Genomic DNA, 22,563 nt, shown 5'->3' with positions numbered 1-22,563 from the left:
GGTATTTTCTTTACTAAAGAACCGGGTTATGGTAGTAAAGATGCTGCCTGGATCAGGTATTACCGTTGTGGAAATTCAGGAGAAAATACGACACTGGAGATTGGAACATCTAATGATTGTGACGATCATATTGCCTTAATGCCTCGAAAGGGCAATGTGGGGATTGGGACGACAAATCCAAGGGCTAAACTCTCTATAAATGGCGGTTTGCACGTTGGTGGTGATTCCGATCCAGGGGATAAAAACCTACGGGTAGATGGCTGTACAACCACAAATGAATTATCTGTCTCAGGAAGTCTTAGCTTTGATACACCCACAAGACAGATAATTAACATGTGTAATAATAATTACGGGATAGGGATACAGCATGGCACTCAATATTTCCGCACTGACAATAATTTTGCTTGGTACAAAGGTGGTACTCATGATAACAATGAACTGAACCCTGGTACTGACGGAATAGTACAGATGGTTATCAAAGATTGCCATGTGGGGATTGGGACGATAGATCCAGGGGCAAAACTAGAAGTGAAGGGCAATCTCAAGCTACAACAGGGAGTAGCGGTGAATGAATTTTCTTGTGATGGTACTCTCGAAGATAATAGCGATTGTGCAATACCAACGCAGAAAGCAATTAAAACCTATGCCGATACTAAAGCGCTTCTCCATGGTTCTGTGAGTCAGAATTTTTCAGCAAAAAACCTAACTGTAAATGGAGCGATCCAACTAAGTTGTGGTGATGCTGCCTGGATCAGATATTACCGTAGAGGAGGTGAACCAGAAGCAAGGACACTGGAGATTGGAACATCTAATCATTGTCACGATCATATTGTTTTAATGCCTGGAAAAGGCAATGTGGGGATTGGGACGAGCAATCCAACTCACAAGTTTCATGTCCTAGGATCAGATGCAGTAGGCTTATTTCAATCTTGCACTAACCTAGCCGTCTTAGAACTTTCCACCAACGAAGGATTGAATAATCGGGTAGAAATTGCCAATAAACCTGGTGGGCGATTGAGCTTTTCTACAGCAGAAGCGTGTGATGTATTCAACGTCACCAAAGATGGTAATGTGGGGATTGGGAGGACAAATCCAGGGGCAAAACTAGAAGTGAACGGCAATCTCAAGCTACTACAGGGAGTAGCGGTGAATGAATTTTCTTGTGATGGTACTCTCGAAGGTAATAGCGATTGTGTAATACCAACCCAGAAAGCAATTAAAACCTATGTAGACACAAAAACACGTTTTTCTGGTTCTCAGAGTCAGGAGCTTTCAGTAAAAAACCTAACTGTAACTGGAGCGATACAACTAAGTTGTGGTGATGCTGCCTGGATCAGATATTACCGTCGAGGATGCGAACCAGAGGCAAGGACACTGGAGATTGGAACATCTAATCATTGTGACGATCATATTGCCTTAATGCCTGGAAAGGGCAATGTGGGGATTGGTACGGATAGTCCAGAGGCAAAGCTGGATGTGTCAGGACAAATTAAAGGTGGCGGGGTTTTGGCTGGAATATGGGCAGCCCAACCAAATACTGATGTTTCTATCACATGCGCGGGGTGGGAAGATGTTTCCGATACATCAGTTCCTTTCAAGCTAGATAGAAAAGCAATAATTTTTTGTACCTATTCCATTAATGTCCAACCAAATGGGAATTGTAAAGGTCGTAATCTCATTGCAACAAGGCTAGTCGTGGACGGTAATGGCTGTCCCCAATCTGGTTCGCACTTTCAAGCCCATAGCCCTAATCATCCTAATGTGAATTTGAATGGCAATCTCGTCTTGCCGCTTGAGACAGGTGAGCATACCGTTAAGCTCCAGTGGAAGAAAGTTGGCGACAATGTGGCAAGGTGGAATAGCAACCCATCATGCCTAGATGGCTTCGGTGGCGGAAGAACACTTGTGGTCATGGCATTTTACTTACCAATAATAGGTGTTTAGGAAATCATTAGTCATTTGACAACCAAACCCGCTCTAATCCCTCTTGTGTCACTCTCCGAGGATTAAAATAAAGACATAAATGCATACAATGTCTAGAAAGTGCGATCGCCGATCTTGTAGGGTGCGTTAGCGGTAGCGTAACGCACCATCTACAAATTCCAAAAGAGCCATCTTTAATTAGTGTATAAAAATGATTACCTTAGCTAAATGGTCAATTGAAGACTATCATCACATGATTGCAGCAGGTATCCTCAGTGAGCGTCATGTGGAATTACTAGAGGGAAAAATTATTGAAATGTCACCAGAGGGACCATTGCATCGGAAAATCAACGATTCTATGGCAGACTATTTACGGGAAAAGCTCCGAGGTTGCGCCAAAATCTACGAAGCACATCCAGTTACCCTTCCTGATTCTGAACCCGAACCAGATATTGCTGTTGTTAAATTGCCAGTTTCCTTGTATGACCATCGTCACCCTTCTGCCGAGGAAATTTACTTATTGATAGAAATATCTGACACTACCTTGGTAAAAGACTTGGAACAGAAGCGAATCGCCTATGCTCATGCTGGCATTTTAGAATATTGGGTTGTAGATTTGAAAGCTCAACAACTGATCGTGTTTCAGCAACCATCAGGGGATAGTTATCAAATCAAACAAACCTATAGCCAAGGAAGTCTCTCCCTTGTTGCCTTTCCCCATGTTGAAGTGTCAGTGGAAAAGTTAATATCAAAAACTATCTGAGATATAGCAATTATCATAGCTATGAGGTATACAATTTATGGATTGTAGGGAACAGAGAACAGGGAACAGCTTGTAGGGTGGGCATTGCCGACAAATAAGGAAATAGGTTGAATATTATCCTATGCAATGCCCACCAACACCTTAAAGTGCGATCGCATTAAACAACTTATCCCTAGAAGTGCGTACGCTCATGCTATAATCAAAACACCTAATAGTAAACGAGGAAGATTGTAATGAAAAATAAAGTCATAGATGTGACAGATCTAAGTCCGAAACAGATTGCTATGCTTGAAGAAATTATTGCTGCTTTTAAGGCGGTTTCTCAACAGAATATTTTTTCACAAGATATAAGTGAAAAAGAAGACAAAGAGAAAGAAGACTTGAAGCAACTTCATCAAGAGTTTGATTGGTTGGTTGCTGACCTTGGTGTAAAAGAACCACTTACTAGAAGTAATGTCTATGGCATCGAATAATAAAATAAAACGGTATTTAGACACTAAAATTCTGGTATATTCAATTGATTTAAGTAAGGATAATAGGCAAAAACATCGGGCAGCTTTAGAAATTTTAAGACCTAGTCAAATAGAAGTTATCTGTCTGTCTTCTCAGGTGATTGCCGAGTTTTATGCTGTTGTTACCAGTTCCAAATCTGTAGCCAATCCTCTGACTACTCAAGAGACAATAATGCGGATTGAAAGATTTCTGCAAATGCCCAATATAGAACTTCTCTCCATGTCAGATAATATCTTTAAGCAATGGTTTGAATTGCTCAAAACACACCCTGTAAAGGGTGCTAGAGTATTTGATTTAATGCACCTGGCAATTATGATATCCCATGGAGTAACCAGTATTTATACGTTTAATGAAGATGATTTTAATTGGCATCCTGAAATTGAGGTGATTGTGCCAAGTTATTAACTAATAATACTCCCCATCCAAGGAGCAATTCAGGTATTAGAATAAGAACTTGCCAAAACAGATAGATAAGACAACACAGAAGCTCCGGCAACATCATTTTTATGTTCCCTGTCACCCGTTGCCAAATAATCTAAAAAAGACCTATGATTCAAGCCCAAGCCGAACCCAAACTATACAGCTTTGATGAATTTATAAGCTGGTATCCCGAAAACTCCCAAGTCCGGTACGAACTCCATGATGGAGTAATTATCGAAATGCCCAAGCCAAAGGGAAAACATTCAAATCTAACCGGTGCCCTGATCGAGCAACTATTAATAATTATCAGGCAGATGGGCAAAGGCGGCATTTGGACTATTCCTAGAGAATCGATTGTCAAACCCAAACGCCAACAATCAGGTTATGAGCCGGACATCATCGTTTTGAACCAAGAAGTTCTTGGGGCAGAACCGCGATGGGAAAGCGAATCGATTATCCAAAATCCTGATTCGGTCAAATTAATCGTCGAGGTTGTTTCAACTAATTGGCGTGACGATTACTACAATAAACTTCAGGTGCGACCCGTGGCGAATTAAATTCGCCAAGGTCAAGCGCACCTAAGAGATTATGAGGAGATGGGTATTGAAGAATATTGGATTGTCGATTACGCAGCATTGGGGGCGAGAAAGTTTATCGGTAACCCTAAGCAACCCACACTGTTTGTTTGTACTTTGGTAGATGGAGAATATCAGATGAATCCATTTACGGAAAAAACGACCATTGTTTCCCCGACCTTTCCCCAGTTCAACTTATCTGCACAGCAGATTTTCGCTCTGGCTTTGTAGTGCAAACGCCGCTCTTGTAGGGTGCGTTAGGGCTTATAATGTAAGCATTCAGCGGTCAGCGGTCAGCGGTCAGCCGTGAGCTTTCCGTAACAGAGATTAAACGAATGTTTACCTGTTGTCTTGATGCAATAGCGAGTGGGGGAAACCACGGCAATAGCGAGTGGGGGAAACCCCCAAGACCGCGCTGCCTCCCCAAGACCGTAATGGTGCGTTTTCCGTAGGCGAATTAAATTCGCCACGGGTCGCACCTCTGCATCGCTTATTCAAAAGCTGTTCCCGTAGCGTGCCCATAGCCCATAAGCTGTTCGCGTAGCGTGCGCGTAGCGCATTAGCTGATAGCTGATAGCTGATAGCTGACCTTATAATATACTAAGTTCAGGTTTTGTATCCCAACCCAAATTGACTCAGAAGCAGAAATATCGGATATCCTACCAGAAATTCGCACTGAAACAAGTCGGTAACACCATCCCTATTAGTAACATTATTTTATTACCATCCACCATGATTCAATTATCACCAAAACTACTAACCTTTGATGAATTTCTTGAATGGCTGCCAGAGACTAGGCGCTACGAATTACATGATGGAAAGATCGTAGAGATGCAACCCACAGGAAAGCATGAAGATATTACAGGATTTCTTACCCAAGAATTGACCCTGGAATACACAAAAATGCAGCTACCCTATCGCATTCCTCAAAAAGCATTGGTCAAACCAAAGGACAAGGAGACTGGCTATAATCCAGACTTGCTACTCATTGATCGTTCCCATCTGGCATCTGAGCCTTTATGGCAGAAAAAATCAACGGTGATTCATGGAGAATCCATCCCTCTAATTATCGAGGTTGTCAGCACCAATTGGCGCGACGATTATGGCTACAAGCTCATTGACTACGAAGCGATGGGCATTCGTGAATATTGGATTGTGGATTATCTAGGTGTGGGTGGAGTGCGCTTTATTGGTCATCCCAAACAACCGACTCTCTCTCTCTATCAGCTTGTGGATGGGGAATACCAAGTACAGCAGTTGAGGGGAAGCGAGGTGATTGAGTCACCTACATTCCCAGAACTCAAGTTAACTGCCGAACAGATTTTTCAGGCTCAAAGGTGAGGATTAACTAGTGCGTACTAAGATCAGGTTTTGTATCCGAACCCAAACCCAAACACGCACCCTAATAAAATCTTGATTTTATTCCCAATTACCGCCGAGTTAAACAACCTTTTCTTACTAATGTAACCCATCATATTCAACAAGAAACATGAAAGAACAACTCGAACAACGCCTAACCCAACTCAAAGCCGAATTTGAATCAGGACAAAAAGTCCTCGCCGATTTAGAAGCCAAACAAGCAAATGTCCGTGAAACCTTACTCCGCATCCAAGTAGAATGAACCCATGAATATTGTCTATCAACGACAAGGCGTTGAATTTGAGTGGGATAGCAATAAAGCCCAGAGTAACCTGGAAAAACATGGTATTAGCTTTGAGGAAGCGACAGAAGCTTTTTTTGATCCCTTTTACCAAGAGGGAGAAGCAACTCCCAATAATATAGCCAATGGTGAGCAACGTGAGTTTATTCTGGGCTATTCTTTAGAACAACGCCTTTTGTTAGTTGTCTATGTGGAAAGAGGAAGGCGAAACCGGATAATTTCCGCTCGTCAAGCTACTCGAAATGAAAGGAAACTCTATGAACAAGCCTGAAGAAGAATTTACCATTAAACTGCACCCCCGTCCTCAAGAAAAAGTATCCCTGGATATTCCAACGGATACCTTAGCATCCCTCAAAAAAGTAGCTGCTAGTCGAGATATGTCTTGTGAGGCATTACTAAAACTGTATATTGGACAAGGGCTAAGAGAGGATTTAGCCAAATCATTTTCTAACCGCGTACTAGAAGCAACAGCACAGGTTTTAGCCAAGCATATTGACTCAGAAGCAGAAATATCGGATATCCTACAAGAAATTCGCACTGAAACAAGCCGTTAAGTAAGAGCGATCGCCGCTCTTGTAGGGTGCGTTAGCGGTAGCGTAACGCACCATCTACAAATTTCAACCGAACCTCCTTACCAAAGCAACGGTGCGATCAACGCTATAATATACTAATCCCAGGTTTTGTATCCCAACCCAAACCCAAACACGCCCCCTAATAAAATCAAGATTTTATTCCCAATTACCGCCGAGTTAAACAACCTATTATTACTATTGTAACCCATCATATTCAACAAGGAACATGAAAGAACAACTCGAACAACGCCTAACCCAACTCAAAGCCGAATTTGAATCAGGACAAAAAGTACTCGCCGATTTAGAAGCCAAACAAGCCAATGTCCGTGAAACCTTACTCCGGATCCAAGGAGCAATTCAGGTATTAGAAGAAGAGTTAACTAAACATAATGGTGCTGCATCTGAACCAGACAATTTGCAAGGATTAGAAACCGAGGCTTTAGCAACACACCTTCAGAACAAGGATTAAATGCTTTAGGATCAGGGATGAAGAGATTTTAGAGATTTCTGTGAGCGAAACCGTCTACATTGAAACCAGTATAATAGGAGTTGCCCACTATTTGTACACCTTATGAATTAATGGGAGAATAAAAATGTGGAGAGATGAAATTCTAGAAGAGATCTACAGAATTCGAGAGGAACACGCTAGAAGTTTCAATTACGATTTGAAAGCCATCTGTGATGACTTACGGAAGCGACAAACGGCAAGCAACAGAAAAATTATTTCCAAACCCCTTAGACGACCGGATTTACCTTTAATGTCCCAAGAAGGCTCACGCTCTATCCGATAGGAAAGCATAGTGCGTACGCCGATATTGTAGATCTTGTAGGGTGCGTTAGCGGTAGCGTAACGCACCATCTACAAATTTAAACGGAACCTCCTTACCAAAGTGCGTACACCGATCTTGTAGGGTGGGTTAGCGGTAGCGTAACGCACCATCTACAAATTTAAACCGAACCTCCTTAGCAAAAATAATGAGGTAATTACCATGACTCTTAAAGAATTAAAAACTCAACTCTTAGCCTTAACCCCTACTGAACAAGCTGAAGCAATGGAAATACTAACCAAAGTTATTAACAATAGTTCTTCGAGAATTACCAAAACCCCTGGGGTATGTGGTGGGGATGCTTGTATTGAACATACTCGTATTCCTGTGTGGCTGTTAGTCAGTTTACGCGATCAGGGTTCAACTGATGCTGAATTACTGGCATTTTATCCTCAACTTCGTGCTGTTGATTTAGTTAATGCTTGGGCTTATGCTAAGGCATATCCAGAAGAAATTGAAACAGCTATTCGAGAGGAAAAAAAAGCAATGGAGTCTACAATATAATCTATGGCACGTCTTTATGCCGACGAACAATTTCCCTTACCAGTTGTGCAAGTTCTCCGAGATTTCGGTCATAATGTGTTAACCGTTCAAGAAGCCGAAAAAGCTGGGGATTCTGATGCAGAAGTTTTAGCTTTTGCCGTAAACAACAACAGAGCAATTTTAACTCAAAATCGTCGTCATTTCATTAGACTTCATCTTGAACAACCAAACCATAATGGCATTATCGTATGTACGGACGATCGAGATATAAAAAGTCTAGCTCAACGTATCAATCAAGCAATTTCTAAAGAAGAATCCTTGACCAATAAATTAATTCGAGTAAACCGTCCACAGCAATAAATTACAAATAACTTAACATGACTGAAAACCTTACCATCTCCAACGCCCCCCCAGAACATCCTGGCATGAATTTCGCCTTATTGCGACAAGAAGGTATCAAGCACATCGAACGCCTAGGGGGGAAACTGTGGACAGACTACAATACCCACGATCCTGGTATTACTATCCTAGAACAACTCTGCTATGCCATCACGGACTTGAGCTACCGCCTTGACTTCGAGATGAAAGACTTGCTTGCACCTGCTCCTGGAGATGTAGAAATAAACAACAAGCAGTTTTTCACCGCCAGAGAAATCCTCACCGTTAATCCCCTCACTATTAATGATTATCGCAAACTTCTAATCGACATTGATGGTGTGAAAAATGCATGGGTTAAACCAATTAAGAATTCAGAACCACCAATTTATTACGATTCGCTTCTTCATACCTTAACTTTTGAAGCTTCTAAACGCACTCAGCAAGTAAACTTAAATGGACTTTATCGGGTACTAATCGAAAAAGACAAAAATGTCTCTGACGAAGCGAGTCTCATAGAAAAAGTAAAATCTAAACTTAATCAGCATCGGAATCTGTGTGAAGATTTTGCTTCAGTCGAAATCTTACCCATTGAAGAAATCACCATCAAAGCCGATATCGAGATTGAAGAAGGATTTGATGTGAATGAATTAATGGCACAGATATATTTGGGCTTAGATAACTTTATTTCTCCTCACCTAGAATTTTTCACTGTCAAAGAACTACTGGATCAAGGCAAAACTCCTGAAGCAATCTTTGATGGTGTTCCCCTGGAACATGGCTTCATTGACAACGAACAACTTGATAGTTTTATCAAGAAAGACCAACTGCACACCTCTGACCTAATTCGGATTATTTTAGATATTCCAGGGATAAAAACTGTTAGAAGCATTACTATTTCAAGCGACAAGTCATCAGAATCAGAAGAATGGGCGTTAGCATTAGAGCCTAATCTAACACCCCAACTCAAAGATATAGATGGCTTGACAAGTAACATTACCTTTTATAAAGGACAAATTTCGTGCAATCTGAACCTGGCTAAAGCTAAAAGTCATCTGGAATCCTTACAACAGCAAAACACCAAAACACCATCAATAAAACAAACAAAAGATATCCCCATCCCAGTGGGACAATACCGGGAATTATCTGACTATGAATCAATCCAAAACGATTTTCCTGCTACTTACGGTATTGGAGAAATAGGTTTACCAGCTTCCGCATCTCCCAAACGCAAGGCTCAAGCCAAACAACTGCAAGCTTATTTAATGTTTTTTGATAAACTTTTAGCTGACTATTTTGCTCAATTAGACCATGCTAAAGATTTATTCTCTTTTCAAACTAAGAACAAGACAACCTACTTTTCCCAGGATCTTTCTAACCTCCCAGGTGCGGCAGAAGTCCTAAATCCAGAGTCCAATTCACCAACAGATAAATGGAATGAAACTGATTTAGCAAGAAGAAACCGTTTTCTGGATCATTTAATGGCACAGTTTTGTGAAAAGTTCACAGATTATTCCTTACTTTTATATGATTCAATCCTGGAAGAAGAACTGATTGATGATAAAATTAGTTTCTTACAAAATTATCCCCAAATTAGCGCTGGGAGGGGTAAAGCCTTTAATTACACTGATTCCAGTCAGGTTTGGGATACAGAAAACGTATCGGGACTAAAACAAAGAATTTGTAGTTTACTAGGAATTCCTTACCATCGAAAAACTTTGGCTCTCTGCAATGAATTGGATGAAACCGAAGGATTCCATATAGTCGAACATATTTTACTTCGTCCTCGCAGCAGTAACGACCCCGACTCAGACGAGAATTTTTTAGAATTTAAATCAAACACAGATTCAAACACAGATTCAAACACAATAGATCCTTACTCTTTCCAAATCAGTTTTGTATTCCCCAATTGGCTACCTCGCTTTCAAGAAGAAAACTTTAAACAGCTAATTTATAACATTATCAGTGCCGAAATACCCGCCCATATAACCCCTTATTGCTACTGGTTAGACAAACCTAATATGATAAATTTTGAAAATGCCTACCAGCTCTGGCTAAATACAAAAATGGATAAAAAATCAACTAATAACCTGATAGAATTTTTGGTAAATGGTAGACTTGAAATACTACCATTTAAGGTTTTAGGATATATGACTATCGGCACAGATTTTGAAGTGATTTGTTAAAGCCTTTGGAAGTGAAGCAACAACGACATATTATAAAAAAACAGATTATAGAACTTAATTTAAGTTCACAACAAGGTGCTTTTGAACTGCAAAATGAGGTAAGTAGAATATATCGCCATAAAGTCCTCCCCCTCATTGATAATTTGTTGAGTCAGTTCAGCGATTTAGATACAATACATCGAATTAATACCCTAGAAATAGACCTAGGAAATATCGATATCAATAATCTAGAACAGGAATTGATTGACAAAATACTAGAACAAATTCAACAGCAATTAGCAGAACAAATTAGCCACTCAAATTATAGTTTGTCAACACAGCCACAACCTAAGACTGAGTTGGATAAGTCTTCACCACTGCTTGGTAGCACAGAGGGAGAGACGGGGGAAAATATAGGACAAAATAAAGTTACCTCTGTAAGTGCAACTCGCTATCAAAGACTATCTGATCAAATTGGCAGATCAGAGATAGCTAGTAAAAGCGCTTTACAACTAGAGATTTTAAGCTACTTTATCCAAACAGGTATGCTACCCTGGTGGACAGAAAACTTAAGCAAACAAGAGCTAGAAGACTATTGCGATCGCCTGATCACCAATTCCCCAAATCAGGTCAAGTCTATTGTTAAGCAAAGCTTCAAAAATCCCAAGCAATTGCAGCGCCTGATTTACCAATTTTCTGATTTAATACTCCTCAAAATAGCCGGATTGTTTACTGGTAATTTAGTCCAGTTTATTGCCGATTATAATACAGATATAAAAGCTGTCTTGGCACAGCTAGAGCAGACCATAAATATTCCGGAAGCCAAATTGAGATTGGAGAGATGGCAAGGAATATTTTTCAGCATCTCCTCAGAGAGTAAGACTAAAGTAGATAAACTCAAATTAGTCCAAGACAATTTATTACATATTGCCACCAGTAATCGGATTAACTATCCTGATTTTTTAACTAGTCTTGTTGCCAAGATAGAGCATCTAGTCAGAGCAGGAAAAGGATTTAAAAGTCAACTTCCAGAAATCTTAGATATAATCCAAATCCCTAACCAAGATGCACAGTTGATTAGAGCTGAAGAAAGAGCTTCACAACTAGACATTTTTAGCGACTTTATCCAAACAGGTATACTCCCCGAAAACTTCAGCAAACAAGAACTAGAACAATATTGCGATCACTTGATCACCAATTCCCCAAATCAGGTCAAGTCTATTGTTAAGCAAAGCTTCAAAAATTCCAAGCATTTGCAGCGCCTGATTTACCAATTTTCGGATTCAACACTCCTCAAAATAGCCGGATTGTTTACTGGGGATTCAGTCCAGTTTATTGCCGACTATAATACAGACATAAAACCGGTCTTGGAACAGCTAGAGCAGACCAGAAATATTCCGGCAGCCAAATTGAGATTGGAGAGATGGCAAGGAATACTTTTCAGTATCTCCTCAGAGAGTAATACTCAAGTAGATAAGCTGAAGTTAGTCCAAGACAATTTATTACATATTGCCAGCAGTAATCGGATTAACTATCCTGAGTTTGTAAGGAATATTGTTGCCAAGATAGAGCATCTAGTCAGACAAGGAAAAGGATTTAAAAGCAGACTTCCAGAAATCTTAGATAGAATCCAAATCCCTAGCCAAGATACACAGTTGATTATAGCTGAAGAAAGAGCTTCACAACTAGAGATTTTTAGGGACTTTATCCAAACAAGTATACTCCCGGAAAAATTAAGCAAACAAGAGCTAGAAGACTATTGCGATCGCCTGATCACCAATTCCCCAAATCAGGTCAAGTCTATTGTTAAGCAAAGCTTAAAAAATTCCAAGCAATTGCAGCGCCTGATTTACCAATTTTCGGATTCGACACTCCTCAAAATAGTCGGATTGTTTACTGAGGATTCAGTCCAATTTATTGCCGACTATAATACAGACATAAAACCGGTCTTGGAACAGCTAGAGCAGACCATAAATATTCCGGAAGCCAAATTGAGATTGGAGAGATGGCAAGGAATATTTTTCAGCATCTCCTCAGAGAGTAAGACTAAAGTAGATAAACTCAAATTAGTCCAAGACAATTTATTACATATTGCCACCAGTAATCGGATTAACTATCCTGATTTTTTAACTAGTCTTGTTGCCAAGATAGAGCATCTAGTCAGAGCAGGAAAAGGATTTAAAAGTCAACTTCCAGAAATCTTAGATATAATCCAAATCCCTAACCAAGATGCACAGTTGATTAGAGCTGAAGAAAGAGCTTCACAACTAGACATTTTTAGCGACTTTATCCAAACAGGTATACTCCCGGAAAACTTCAGCAAACAAGAGCTAGAAGACTATTGCGATCGCCTGATCACCAATTCCCCAAATCAGGTCAAGTCTATTGTTAAGCAAAGCTTAAAAAATCCCAAGCAATTGCAGCGCCTGATTTACCAATTTTCGGATTCAACACTCCTAAAAATAGCCAGATTGTTTACTGGGAATTTAGTCCAATTTATTGCCGACTATAATACAGACATAAAACCGGTCTTGGAACAGCTAGAGCAGACCATAAATATTCCGGAAGCCAAATTGAGATTGGAGAGATGGCAAGGAATACTTTTCAGTATCTCCTCAGAGAGTAAGACTCAAGTAGATAAGCTCAAGTTAGTCCAAGACAATTTATTACATATTGGCACCAGTAATAACATTAACTATCCTGAATTTTTAACTAATCTTGTTGCCAAGATAGAGCATCTAGTCAGAGCAGGAAAAGGATTTAAAAGTCAACTTCCAGAAATCTTAGATAGAATCCAAATCCCTAGGCAATATACAGAGTTTATTAAAGAAAGGGAACAACTGGAACACCTATTAAGGGAATTGCAACACCTTGATTTAAATAGCCAGATATTACCCCAACATAAACAGCAAATTAATCAACTTAAGACTGAAATAGAAGTATTACTAAATGAAATCAATAATTCTGCCCAAGTCCAAAGGTCATCAGACCTGATTACACGCTTCAAACAACTACAGAAAAGTTGTCAAACTCTTAAACTCAACATCCAACAAGAACTCAAGTCCGAGCAAACCAGATTTCCAGATGTTGTCAATACTTTTAGTGACTCTGATGAAATCTACATTTACAATGCAGGATTAATTTTGATCTGGCCATTTCTGACTCGCTTCTTTGTCAAAATAGGATTGGTACAAGATAAGATTTTTATTAATACCATATCTGCTGAACGAGCAGCCCTTTTACTCCAGTATTTAGTTGATCACTCAACAGAAATACCAGAACACAGTTTACCTCTTAATAAAATACTATGCGGTATAGATTTATTAGAACCTATAGACACCAATTTAGAAATCACCGCACAAGAACGAGCAGAATGTGAAAACTTGCTATCTGCTGTGATTCAAAATTGGTCTATTTTGAAAAATACATCAATAGAAGGATTTAGAAGAGCTTTTTTGCAGAGAAACGGTATTGTGAGAATTCGTGATGGTAGTTGGCTGCTACAGGTTGAACGTGAAACTTACGATATTTTACTAGATAGAATTCCTTGGAGCATACGAGTTGTTAAGCTGCCGTGGATGGATAATATTTTATACGTAGAGTGGTAAACTGTAGGGAATAGGGAACAGGGAATAGGGAACAGGGAATAGGGAATAGGTATAGCGCTACGCGCAAGGCAAAAGGCAAAAGGCAAAAGGCAAAAGTTTACTAAAATAGCTTTTCAGCTTGTATCAATGTCCTAACCTTAATGCGTAGTGCTATAATAACCAATTTAAATGTGCGACAGCTTAGCCGGGTAGTTAATATCCAATAAATAAGCATTCAGCTGATAGCTGAATGCTTGAAAATGTTACTAATTTTTAATTTTTACCAATCAACTTTCAACCTGTTAACCTTCAACCTGTTAACCTTCAACCTGTTAACCTTCAACCTATTAACCTTCAACCAAATAACCTTAAACCCTCAATCCCCAGTAATGGACAAACCATCAACCCAGATTTTTGGACAGACTCCACCAGAGGTCAACTCAGCCTCTTTTTCCACATAAATAATGGATTTCAGCAGTTCCCGAAAATCTCCGGCTACGGTTGCGGAATCAATACTAGTTAATTCTCCTTTATTCACCATCCAACCATCAAAGGGTAGAGAAAAGGAACCTTCGAGTGCTTTAACTCCTGCATGAAGCGCATTCACTTCATCAATCCAAATCACATTCTCCGCTTGGTCTAAGCTGTACTCTTGTTCAGCAGATTGACCAGGAAAAACATGATAGAAATTAGGGCTAACTGTAACTTTAGCTCCAATATTTGCATGACCTGTTGGTTGAGCATTCAGGCGTTTCGCGGTGCCAGCACTGTGCAGAAAACTGCTTAACACCCCTTCTGTAATTATCGGTACTCGACGAGTAGGGGTTCCTTCTCCATCAAAATAGACCGGTGCCACATTCTCTGGATGTAGCTCATCATCACAGACAGAAAGCAGAGGAGAAGCAATTTGAGTACCTAGAAACTCAGGAGTCGAGAGGCTTTGCTTGTCTAGAATATTCTGAGCATTAAATAAATTAGAAAAAGCATTCAGTAAACTTAGGAAAGCTTCGGGAGAGAACACTACCCGATATTTACCGGACTTAACTTTCTCATAGTTCAAGTGACTGATGGTTTTCTCAGCAGCTTCTTGCAGACAAGTCTGAATATCCAGAGTTTCTAACCCTTTACTAATCTTATAGGCACCAGCACTACGGGGCTTTTTCCCTTCTTCCTCAGTTTTGGTATAAAGATAAATGGAAGCAGAGGAACTAGCTTGCTGGCGCAATGCCCCATCACTATTGAGATAAAAGCGCTCAACATCCCGTTGAGATAGTCCATTGTAAGGAACTCCGGCAATAGCCGAGTGAGCTTCCAGTAACTTTTTCTCTGAATCCAGTAGGGTTTCTACTAATTTAGATACTGGCTGTTGAGGCACTTGATTATTGGGAATCTCTGGAATCGATACCGTTGATTCAGGGCTAAAGTCTGGGGCGTTTTCCTTCACCCCAAAACTACTCGCCTCATAAGCGGTTTTTAAGGCTAGTTCCAACCCAGTTGGGTTTGTATCGGTAGTTGAAGTAATGCCTACTTTCTGGTCTTGATTCCAAACCCGTACAGTTACACCAGAGCGATTAGATGCCTCAACCTGTTTTGGCTCACCCTGGTCTACTTGAACACCAGCTTCATCCACTGCAGAGCCATAAATATCGAATTTTTCAATTCCCAGGCGTTTTGCGATCGCATTCGCCGAATCAGCTATCTCATTAATCTTGGTCATCTTATCTTAGATTGTGAATGTTGGGTTAACAAAAAAAAGAGGCATGATATCAAATCCGGTTAATCACTTCGGATGTAAGCATTCAGCTATCAGCTATCAGCTATCAGCTTATGCGCTACGCGCATTAGCTGAATGGTTACGATAAGTCTTTAACCGGAGATGATCGGATAACACTAGTCCCAAAGCCTGGCTGCTGGGGTAACTTACCGTCCACCAACGGTAATCGAATCTACCTTGATATGAGGCTGACCGACGGTGACATAAACACTGCCGCTAATGGAACCACAGAAACCAGCGGCTAATCCTAAGTCTTTGGAACACATGGAAATTTTATTCATAATTTCCTTAGCTTCCCCAATCAGAATTGCCCCTTTCAGCGGTTTAGTGACTTTGCCATTTTCAATCAAATAGGCTTCATCGACACCAAAGTTAAATTCCCCAGTAGCACCAACACTACCACCGCCCATCCGCTTGCAGTAAATGCCTTTATCGATAGAACCAAATAAATCCTCTACCTCGTAATCACCAGGGGCGATGTAGGTATTGCGCATCCGTGAAGCAGCAGCATAGGCATAATTCTGACGGCGTCCACTACCTGTTCTGGGGTGTCCAGTCAGCTGAGACCCTGCCCGGTCGGCGATAAAATTCTTCAGTATGCCATTTTCAATCAACAGAGTTCTTTGGGCTGGCATGCCCTCATCATCCATATCAATAGTTCCAAAGGCATTGTCAGATAACCCTTCATCCCAAGCGGTAAGGCTTTCGTTAGCAATCTTCTCGCCTTTTTTGTCAGCAAACGGAGTAGTTTTCCGCTCAATCTGGGTCGTTTCCAACAGGTGTCCACAGGCTTCATGGAAAATTACCCCACCAAAGGAATTGGCCATGATAATGGGGTAAGTACCAGACTCTACGTAATCCGCATAGAGCATCTTACCAGCGGATTCAGCAACTTCCTCGGCAGTACCATTATAATCCCAGGCTCTTAGAAACTCTGGGTTACCGGTACTACCAGCACGCTTGCCAATCGAAGAGCGATGGTCGCCATCAGCACATAGTAGGTTATATCCCACAGACTGAGTTAAACGAATATCTCTGGCAAAGGTACCATCACTAGCTGCCACCAGAACTTCCTGCCAATCCCGGAAATAAACAGCCCGTCGGGATTGGACATGGCTAGCCTTGCGCTGGAGTGCCCCATTGGCATCCAGGAGTACTTCTCCCATTTCTGCCATCGAACTGCAACCGGATAGCCAAGTGTCTTTGCCCTTAGCAGTAGCGTAATCCCGCAACAGTTCCAGGTTAGTTTCTGGGATAAAGGCATTAGGGGTAGGTAATTCCAGCCCTTGAATAGACAGGGCTTTCTCCAAAGCCGCTTTTAGCCCCGAAAAGGATAAATCATTAGTGCTAACATAGCAATCTGACTTACCCCGAAATACTCGGATACCAGCACCAGAGGTAAGGCGGGGAGAAATGCTAGTAATGGCATCATCTTCCGCAAGACAGCTGATGTAGTTGACCCTTTCTAGGAAAAACTCAATAAAATCAGCACCAGCTGCTCGTCCTAATCCCAGGAGGGTGGAAAGGGGAGCTCTCCAGCTTTCATCAAAGCGTTCTGATGTGGATTGGTATTCCAGAGTAGGTAGTTCTTTGGATAGAAGTAGGGTTGGGGGCATAGATAATTTCCTTATCCTTTGGATATATATCCTTTTGATGATGGGTTTTATATCTGCCAGTCTAGCAAAATCCTAAAAACTTGGTTGAATCTGGTTCCATACTATGGAAGATGATCTTTGTTGATTGAAACTTATTTATCTATTACTTAATTTCAGATTAGTTTTATGAAAACCAAAGGATTTCACCATGTAGCGATTATTTGCTCAGATTATGAAAAATCGAAACAGTTTTATGTGGAAATTTTAGGGTTTTCAATTATTGAAGAAACCTTCAGAGCTGCTAGAAATTCTTATAAATTGGATTTACAAGTGGGTGATGGGGATAGGATTGAGTTATTTTCGTTTCCTAATCCCCCTGAACGAGTTAGTCGTCCCGAAGCTTGCGGATTGAGACATTTAGCTTTTCAAGTCGATGATATTGAAGCGTCGGTGAATTATCTCAAATCCCAGGGCGTGGATGTAGAAAAGATTAGAATTGATGAGCATACTGGCAAGCTATTTACGTTTTTTCAAGACCCGGATGGATTACCGTTAGAAATGTATGAAATTTAAATAGAATCGGGAATCGGGAATCGGGAATCGGGAATCGGGAATCGGGAATCGGGAATCGGGAATCGGGAATCGGGAATCTGGGATCTGGGAATATAAATTAGTCAGCTGATACAGATTTCAATGACAGGATTTAAGCGATTGCTTTTTTGTTGACAGTCAACAGTAAAGTAATGAACTACTGTCGTTAAACTAAACCGTTTAGTTGATTGGCTTTGAGCATACTAAGTTGATTAAAAATGCTATAATGGTTTACTATAATAATAATTAAAATTTGAAAGAAAACTAAATAAAATGTCTTGGGATAGCTACATTGATAATCTAATTGCACAATCTAAAGATGCTAATGGCACTGTTCATGTTGATAAAGCTAGTATCATAGGTATTGATGGTGGTGCTAAGTGGACTACAGATGCTCATCCTAATGCCTTAAAGCTAAATCCTGATGAAAGCGCAAATATAGCTAATGCTTTTAAGTCAAAGGATTTCACGGGATTCATGGCAGGAGGTATATCGATTAAGGGGGAAAAGTATCAATTTTTGCGAGAGGAGGATGGCAAAGTTGTTTATGGAAAAAAGAAAGACATAGGAGCTGTTACTCTCCAGGCCAGCAAAACTGCTGTCGTTATTGCTCACTGTCCAGAAGGTTGCCAACAAGGAAATGCCAATAAGGCAGTTGCAGTAATTGCAGAGTATTTAGAAAGTATAGGCATGTAACGGTGAATCATGATCGGGTGCATTTCATATTTTTTACAAATATGAGATGCACCCCCTGCTGCCTGTTCCCTGTTCCCTAAAACCAAAAAATTACTTACTAGCTTGAAAACCGCTATCGAGTACAGCAATGACTCAAACAAGTGATCTATATTATCTGTATGATGTTGATAATGAAAAATGGTTATTAGAAACTCTAAAACTATTAAAAGAAAAACAATTAGAAAATCTCGACATAGAGCATTTAATTGAGGAATTAGAAGGATTGGGACGTCGATATAAATTAACAGTTGAAAGTTTTTTAGAGCAAATTATCCGACATTTACTACTGCTGAACTATTGGCAAGAGCAATATGACTATAATGCCAATCATTGGCAAGCGGAAATTATGAGCTTTAGAAGCCAAATGGACGAGTATTTAACTCAAAACCTCCGCAATCATTTACAAGATAATCAAGGCAAAGTTTATCAAAAAGCTTTAAAATATGTCATAAAAAAAACCGGTATGATGATTCAATTTCCTGAAGACTGTCCCTATACTCTCGAACAATTATTAAATCAAGAGTGGCTGCCTTTAAAAGCTGATATTGTATAGCTATTTTCCATTAACTGAGGTACAAATTTTCAGTTTCCGACTCCTGACTCCCTCCCCAAATGTAAAAAACCGACTCCTGTGAGCAAGACCGCGCTGCATCGCTACCGAAAATTGTTATGGAAAACGCGATGTTCCTTAGGAACATCGCGTTTTGTCCAGGTGCTTTGGGCGAAGGCCATCCAGGGATAACCTTCACTCAATCTTCTATAGCCCAGCACCTCGATGCGATGTTCCTTAGGAACCGCTTGGCCTACGGCCTCAGCTTCCGCGCTTATGCGATGGCTCGAAGAGCCTGCCAAAGGCGATTAGCCCAAAGGGCTACGCTACGCGATGAAGCGTTCGCAAAGCGTGGCCAAAGGCCTCAGCTTCCGCGCTTATGCGATCGCAAACAACTGTCAACCTTCAACCTACCCTACGGCAAGGCCAAGGACGAACAACGGTCAACCTTCAACCTTGGCCAAAAGGCCACGCGTGCGCGTTCAACCGTCAACTTTCAACATTCAACCTTTAACCTTCAACCAATCCCAACAGCCACTTATTTCACCACCGATGGCTTCAACTCATCTTCGTTATCAGCACTGCTTGCCTTAAGGCCATTATCCGGCAAAGGATTACGAGCCTCAATTAGTTTGATCGCACGACTTACACTTTCTGGCAGAATCACCACTAAACCACCATCAGCGACTTTATCCAAACCCCTCTCAATTGCCTCTGTCTCCCTGAGGATAATCTCATAGTTGGACTCGCTTTTTTCCTGTCCTATGCCCTTACAAATTAACTCAGCTGCATCACCACTGGGACGTCCCCGTAAGTCATCATCTTCTTTGATAATAATCCTGTCAAAGATTTTTGCTGAGAGTCGTCCTAGTTCAATAAAGTCTTCATTCCGGCGATCCCCAGGACCACCCACAATCCCAAAGCACTCTCCGGGCCAGTTGCGCACAAAACTACCCAATGCCTCGTAACTAGCTGCATTGTGGGCATAATCCACTAGAGCATGGTAACTGCCAAGATTGAACAAATTCATTCGCCCTGGTGTCTGGTCTACAGAAGCCCTAAATGTGGTCAATGCTTCTCTAATGGCCTCAATCGAGACCCCTTGAGCAAAGGCAGCGAGACTGGCAGCTAGAGCATTCGCAATCATAAAAGGTGCCCGTCCCCCAATTGTCACTGGCACATTTACTGCCTCGTCAATCCGCAGGGTCCAATCCCCTTTGATGATGGACAAATAACCATTTTCATAAACCGCAGCCAGACCACCACCACTGGTGTGATTTTTGATTAACTCATTTTCTGAGTTCATCGAGAAATAAGCCACTTGACCCTTTACCTTTTCCGCCATTGCTCTGACTAGGGGGTCATCAGCATTGAGGATAGCATAGCCCTTCGGACTCACCACTTCCGCCACAATACTCTTGACCTTGGCCATCTGTTCAATGGTGTTGATGTCTCCAAGTCCCAAGTGGTCAGCGGAGACATTTAAAACCACCCCAATATCACATTTGTCAAAGGCCAAGCCAGAACGCAGGATCCCACCCCGAGCAGTTTCCAGCACTGCCACCTCAACAGTAGGGTCTTTGAGAATTACCTGAGCACTTTGGGGTCCAGTGGTATCACCTTTTTCCACAACATATTCATCAATGTAGATTCCATCTGTAGTGGTATAGCCCACAACCTTTCCAGTTTGGCGATAGATATGGGCAATTAAGCGGGTTGTCGTGGTTTTTCCGTTGGTACCTGTAATCGCGATGATGGGAATACGGTTAGGTTGCCCATTTGGGAAGAGCATATCTAGGACTGGTGCTGCCACATTCCTAGGCTTACCTTGACTAGGACAAACATGCATCCTAAAGCCAGGGGCAGCATTCACTTCTACCACCACCCCATCAGCTTCCCGTAAAGGCTTAGTGATATCGGAAGTGACAATATCAATTCCAGCAATATCCAGACCAATAATTTTGGCAACCCGCTCTGCCAGCCAGATAGTTTCTGGATGGATGTTATCGGTGTAGTCTACAGCAATACCCCCAGTGCTGAGATTGGCAGTTTCCCGCAAGTAACATACTTCTCCTTTTCTGGGTATACTTTCCAATCTATAGCCTTGCTTCTTCAAGACACTCTCACTGGTAGCGTCTACCACAATTTTCGTCAAGACATTGTCGTGTCCGTCACCCCGATGGGGATCAAGGTTAGTTTGGTCAATCAATTCCTCAATGGTAGACCTACCATTACCCACCACATGGGCAGGGATGCGCTCTGCTACTGCTACTACCTTGCCATTGACCACAAGAATCCGGTGGTCAAAACCTTTATAATAGCGCTCCACAATTACAGAGCGGGAGACTTCTTTGGCGGTCTTATGGGCAGTCTGTGCCTCTTCCCAGCTATTAATATCGAGGGTAATGCCTCGTCCATGATTCCCATTCAGGGGTTTAATCACAATCGGGTAGCCACCTACATCCTCAATTGCCCCTTCCAAATCATCTAGGAATCGAATTGTTGTCCCCCGGGGCACCGGTACACCAGCATCCCTCAGGATTTGTTTGGTACCTTCTTTATCACAAGCCAACTCAACGCCTAAAATCCCTGAATAATTACTCAATGTGGCTTGAATCCGCTTTTGGTGGACACCGTAGCCCAGTTGAATCATCGCTCTCGCGCTCAGCTGCATCCAGGGAATATCTCTGGCTTCGGCTTCCTTAACCAGGGATTGAGTGCTTGGTCCTAAAGCTGAATGATTAGCCAGTTCTTGTAAATCTTTCAGGTCTTGTTCTAATTCACTTTGGGGATAGGTTTGCTTATCAATGATGCTACGGCACAGCCGCACAGCTGCCCTAGCTGAATAACGACCCACCTGCTCATCAATGTATTCAAATATGACCTGGTAGACTCCTGGTGTCGTTGTTTCTCTAGTGCGACCAAATCCAACTCTCATGCCCGCCAGATCTTGTAGTTCTAGGGCAACGTGTTCAATGATGTGCCCGATCATGGTGCCTCTGGCAACCCGAGAAAGGAATCCCCCCCGGACACCAGGGGAACAGAAATGCTCTTCCAGACTGGGTAGGACAGTCTTTAGTCCCTTATAGAAGCCAGGAATCTCGTTGGAGGGGGTATTTGCCAATTCCTCTAAATCGAGACGCATGACAATCAGTTTGTGATGTCCAATACTCCAATAATTAGGACCACGTAAAGTCTGGATTCTCAGAATTCTCATATCAACTGAAACTTCGGTGGTGATGCTCGCTGAATGTGCAAGGAAGCGTAAAGACGCAATTTATCAAATAAAATCCGCCTTTATCGCCTACTTTGGCACTACTTTGGCACATTATTAGCCGATTGGCACGCTTGAAAACTCTAGCTCCAATCCGGGAATCAGGCGATCCGGTAGGCTGCTGATTAGATTTGGGATAATCTTATTATTATCAACCTTGGAGAGAAAAAAAACTGTTCTG

The 22,563-nt window shown here is 41.4% G+C and carries 22 protein-coding genes and 2 pseudogenes; 19 read left to right on the top strand and 5 right to left on the bottom strand.

The genetic code is table 11. The features are described from left to right. The 5 genes and pseudogenes from F6K38_RS14835 to F6K38_RS14815 form a co-directional block, all read left to right on the top strand. Positions 1 to 1,944 (top strand): annotated as a pseudogene (locus F6K38_RS14835) (hypothetical protein); the annotation flags it as partial. A 190-nt stretch (positions 1,945 to 2,134) separates the two neighbouring features. After that, a complete protein-coding gene (locus F6K38_RS14830) occupies positions 2,135 to 2,686 on the top strand; it encodes a Uma2 family endonuclease (protein ID WP_009149605.1) in 552 nt (183 codons plus the stop codon). 233 nt (positions 2,687 to 2,919) lie between these two features. Then, positions 2,920 to 3,159 carry a hypothetical protein gene (locus F6K38_RS14825; RefSeq protein WP_009149603.1) on the top strand — a complete coding sequence of 80 codons (240 nt, stop codon included), beginning with the start codon at positions 2,920 to 2,922 and terminating at the stop codon, positions 3,157 to 3,159. Beyond that, entirely contained in the window at positions 3,146 to 3,604 is a 459-nt protein-coding gene (locus F6K38_RS14820; protein WP_009149601.1) for a type II toxin-antitoxin system VapC family toxin, read from the top strand. The genes F6K38_RS14825 and F6K38_RS14820 overlap by 14 nt, the downstream gene beginning before the upstream one ends. Positions 3,605 to 3,747: 143 nt before the next feature. Further along, positions 3,748 to 4,425, top strand: a pseudogene (locus tag F6K38_RS14815) (Uma2 family endonuclease). 62 nt (positions 4,426 to 4,487) lie between these two features. Here F6K38_RS14815 and F6K38_RS14810 read toward each other — a convergent pair. Further along, on the bottom strand, positions 4,488 to 4,664 hold the full coding sequence (locus tag F6K38_RS14810) for a hypothetical protein (protein WP_154659889.1): 177 nt from the start codon (positions 4,662 to 4,664) through the stop codon (positions 4,488 to 4,490). Between the two features lie 262 nt (positions 4,665 to 4,926). Between F6K38_RS14810 and F6K38_RS14805 the strand changes: the two genes are divergently transcribed. From F6K38_RS14805 to F6K38_RS14760, 10 genes are all read left to right on the top strand, one after another. Then, positions 4,927 to 5,535 (top strand): Uma2 family endonuclease, encoded by a 609-nt coding sequence (locus tag F6K38_RS14805; protein ID WP_009149596.1) that lies wholly within the window; start codon positions 4,927 to 4,929, stop codon positions 5,533 to 5,535. Positions 5,536 to 5,683: 148 nt separating this feature from the next. Beyond that, positions 5,684 to 5,815, top strand: a complete 132-nt coding sequence (locus F6K38_RS14800; RefSeq protein ID WP_009149594.1) for a hypothetical protein — start codon at positions 5,684 to 5,686, stop codon at positions 5,813 to 5,815. 4 nt (positions 5,816 to 5,819) lie between these two features. Then, a complete protein-coding gene (locus F6K38_RS14795; protein ID WP_009149592.1) occupies positions 5,820 to 6,125 on the top strand; it encodes a BrnT family toxin in 306 nt (101 codons plus the stop codon). After that, positions 6,112 to 6,408: a hypothetical protein gene (locus tag F6K38_RS14790; protein ID WP_009149590.1), complete on the top strand. Its 297-nt coding sequence runs from the start codon at positions 6,112 to 6,114 to the stop codon at positions 6,406 to 6,408. The genes F6K38_RS14795 and F6K38_RS14790 overlap by 14 nt, the downstream gene beginning before the upstream one ends. A 244-nt stretch (positions 6,409 to 6,652) precedes the next feature. Further along, complete coding sequence (locus F6K38_RS14785; RefSeq protein WP_009149589.1) at positions 6,653 to 6,895, top strand: hypothetical protein; 243 nt, start codon at positions 6,653 to 6,655, stop codon at positions 6,893 to 6,895. A gap of 124 nt (positions 6,896 to 7,019) precedes the next feature. Then, a complete protein-coding gene (locus tag F6K38_RS14780; protein WP_044494489.1) occupies positions 7,020 to 7,217 on the top strand; it encodes a hypothetical protein in 198 nt (65 codons plus the stop codon). A 198-nt stretch (positions 7,218 to 7,415) separates the two neighbouring features. After that, complete coding sequence (locus F6K38_RS14775; protein WP_009149587.1) at positions 7,416 to 7,757, top strand: DUF433 domain-containing protein; 342 nt, start codon at positions 7,416 to 7,418, stop codon at positions 7,755 to 7,757. A gap of 3 nt (positions 7,758 to 7,760) precedes the next feature. After that, positions 7,761 to 8,096 (top strand): DUF5615 family PIN-like protein, encoded by a 336-nt coding sequence (locus tag F6K38_RS14770; protein WP_009149585.1) that lies wholly within the window; start codon positions 7,761 to 7,763, stop codon positions 8,094 to 8,096. Between the two features lie 17 nt (positions 8,097 to 8,113). Then, a complete protein-coding gene (locus tag F6K38_RS14765) occupies positions 8,114 to 10,297 on the top strand; it encodes a baseplate wedge protein (RefSeq protein WP_009149583.1) in 2,184 nt (727 codons plus the stop codon). 11 nt (positions 10,298 to 10,308) lie between these two features. Beyond that, positions 10,309 to 13,884: a contractile injection system tape measure protein gene (locus tag F6K38_RS14760; protein ID WP_229419086.1), complete on the top strand. Its 3,576-nt coding sequence runs from the start codon at positions 10,309 to 10,311 to the stop codon at positions 13,882 to 13,884. A gap of 355 nt (positions 13,885 to 14,239) precedes the next feature. On the opposite strand, the gene F6K38_RS14755 is transcribed toward F6K38_RS14760, so the two are convergent. Beyond that, the gene (locus tag F6K38_RS14755; RefSeq protein ID WP_009149577.1) at positions 14,240 to 15,580 is read right to left on the bottom strand and encodes a TldD/PmbA family protein; all 1,341 of its coding nucleotides are present in this window, start codon (positions 15,578 to 15,580) and stop codon (positions 14,240 to 14,242) included. Between the two features lie 203 nt (positions 15,581 to 15,783). Next, entirely contained in the window at positions 15,784 to 17,253 is a 1,470-nt protein-coding gene (locus tag F6K38_RS14750) for a TldD/PmbA family protein (protein WP_009149573.1), read from the bottom strand. Positions 17,254 to 17,418: 165 nt separating this feature from the next. Here F6K38_RS14750 and gloA2 point away from each other — a divergent pair, with 165 nt between their 5' ends. The 3 genes from gloA2 (at position 17,419) to F6K38_RS14735 (ending at position 19,111) form a co-directional block, all read left to right on the top strand. Next, complete coding sequence (gloA2, locus tag F6K38_RS14745) at positions 17,419 to 17,805, top strand: SMU1112c/YaeR family gloxylase I-like metalloprotein (RefSeq protein ID WP_009149570.1); 387 nt, start codon at positions 17,419 to 17,421, stop codon at positions 17,803 to 17,805. 291 nt (positions 17,806 to 18,096) lie between these two features. Further along, a complete protein-coding gene (locus F6K38_RS14740; RefSeq protein ID WP_009149568.1) occupies positions 18,097 to 18,519 on the top strand; it encodes a profilin in 423 nt (140 codons plus the stop codon). A gap of 127 nt (positions 18,520 to 18,646) precedes the next feature. Next, positions 18,647 to 19,111 (top strand): DUF29 domain-containing protein, encoded by a 465-nt coding sequence (locus F6K38_RS14735; RefSeq protein ID WP_009149566.1) that lies wholly within the window; start codon positions 18,647 to 18,649, stop codon positions 19,109 to 19,111. Positions 19,112 to 19,212: 101 nt separating this feature from the next. Here the strand turns inward: F6K38_RS14735 and F6K38_RS14730 are convergent, their stop codons facing one another. Further along, the gene (locus F6K38_RS14730) at positions 19,213 to 19,410 is read right to left on the bottom strand and encodes a hypothetical protein (protein ID WP_287265004.1); all 198 of its coding nucleotides are present in this window, start codon (positions 19,408 to 19,410) and stop codon (positions 19,213 to 19,215) included. A 77-nt stretch (positions 19,411 to 19,487) separates the two neighbouring features. Here F6K38_RS14730 and F6K38_RS14725 point away from each other — a divergent pair, with 77 nt between their 5' ends. Further along, positions 19,488 to 19,622 carry a hypothetical protein gene (locus tag F6K38_RS14725; RefSeq protein ID WP_287265005.1) on the top strand — a complete coding sequence of 45 codons (135 nt, stop codon included), beginning with the start codon at positions 19,488 to 19,490 and terminating at the stop codon, positions 19,620 to 19,622. Positions 19,623 to 19,646: 24 nt separating this feature from the next. On the opposite strand, the gene cphA is transcribed toward F6K38_RS14725, so the two are convergent. Then, complete coding sequence (gene cphA, locus F6K38_RS14720) at positions 19,647 to 22,325, bottom strand: cyanophycin synthetase (RefSeq protein WP_287356828.1); 2,679 nt, start codon at positions 22,323 to 22,325, stop codon at positions 19,647 to 19,649. Between the last annotated feature and the right edge of the window lie 238 nt (positions 22,326 to 22,563).

It is taken from the genome of Moorena sp. SIO3B2 (assembly GCF_010692525.1).
Taxonomy (GTDB): domain Bacteria; phylum Cyanobacteriota; class Cyanobacteriia; order Cyanobacteriales; family Coleofasciculaceae; genus Moorena; species Moorena producens.
Note: the sequence above shows the minus strand (reverse complement) of the source record. Positions and strands in the feature narration are given on the sequence as shown.

Excerpts from the sequence above, each read along its gene's own strand:
- F6K38_RS14830 (WP_009149605.1), top strand. The coding sequence starts at position 2,135 with ATGATTACCTTAGCTAAATGGTCAATTGAAGACTATCATCACATGATT.
- F6K38_RS14825 (WP_009149603.1), top strand. The coding sequence starts at position 2,920 with ATGAAAAATAAAGTCATAGATGTGACAGATCTAAGTCCGAAACAGATT.
- F6K38_RS14820 (WP_009149601.1), top strand. The coding sequence starts at position 3,146 with ATGGCATCGAATAATAAAATAAAACGGTATTTAGACACTAAAATTCTG.
- F6K38_RS14805 (WP_009149596.1), top strand. The coding sequence starts at position 4,927 with ATGATTCAATTATCACCAAAACTACTAACCTTTGATGAATTTCTTGAA.
- F6K38_RS14800 (WP_009149594.1), top strand. The coding sequence starts at position 5,684 with ATGAAAGAACAACTCGAACAACGCCTAACCCAACTCAAAGCCGAATTT.
- F6K38_RS14795 (WP_009149592.1), top strand. The coding sequence starts at position 5,820 with ATGAATATTGTCTATCAACGACAAGGCGTTGAATTTGAGTGGGATAGC.
- F6K38_RS14790 (WP_009149590.1), top strand. The coding sequence starts at position 6,112 with ATGAACAAGCCTGAAGAAGAATTTACCATTAAACTGCACCCCCGTCCT.
- F6K38_RS14785 (WP_009149589.1), top strand. The coding sequence starts at position 6,653 with ATGAAAGAACAACTCGAACAACGCCTAACCCAACTCAAAGCCGAATTT.
- F6K38_RS14780 (WP_044494489.1), top strand. The coding sequence starts at position 7,020 with ATGTGGAGAGATGAAATTCTAGAAGAGATCTACAGAATTCGAGAGGAA.
- F6K38_RS14775 (WP_009149587.1), top strand. The coding sequence starts at position 7,416 with ATGACTCTTAAAGAATTAAAAACTCAACTCTTAGCCTTAACCCCTACT.
- F6K38_RS14770 (WP_009149585.1), top strand. The coding sequence starts at position 7,761 with ATGGCACGTCTTTATGCCGACGAACAATTTCCCTTACCAGTTGTGCAA.
- F6K38_RS14765 (WP_009149583.1), top strand. The coding sequence starts at position 8,114 with ATGACTGAAAACCTTACCATCTCCAACGCCCCCCCAGAACATCCTGGC.
- F6K38_RS14755 (WP_009149577.1), bottom strand. The coding sequence starts at position 15,580 with ATGACCAAGATTAATGAGATAGCTGATTCGGCGAATGCGATCGCAAAA.
- F6K38_RS14750 (WP_009149573.1), bottom strand. The coding sequence starts at position 17,253 with ATGCCCCCAACCCTACTTCTATCCAAAGAACTACCTACTCTGGAATAC.
- gloA2 (WP_009149570.1), top strand. The coding sequence starts at position 17,419 with ATGAAAACCAAAGGATTTCACCATGTAGCGATTATTTGCTCAGATTAT.
- F6K38_RS14740 (WP_009149568.1), top strand. The coding sequence starts at position 18,097 with ATGTCTTGGGATAGCTACATTGATAATCTAATTGCACAATCTAAAGAT.
- F6K38_RS14735 (WP_009149566.1), top strand. The coding sequence starts at position 18,647 with ATGACTCAAACAAGTGATCTATATTATCTGTATGATGTTGATAATGAA.
- F6K38_RS14725 (WP_287265005.1), top strand. The coding sequence starts at position 19,488 with ATGCGATCGCAAACAACTGTCAACCTTCAACCTACCCTACGGCAAGGC.
- cphA (WP_287356828.1), bottom strand. The coding sequence starts at position 22,325 with ATGAGAATTCTGAGAATCCAGACTTTACGTGGTCCTAATTATTGGAGT.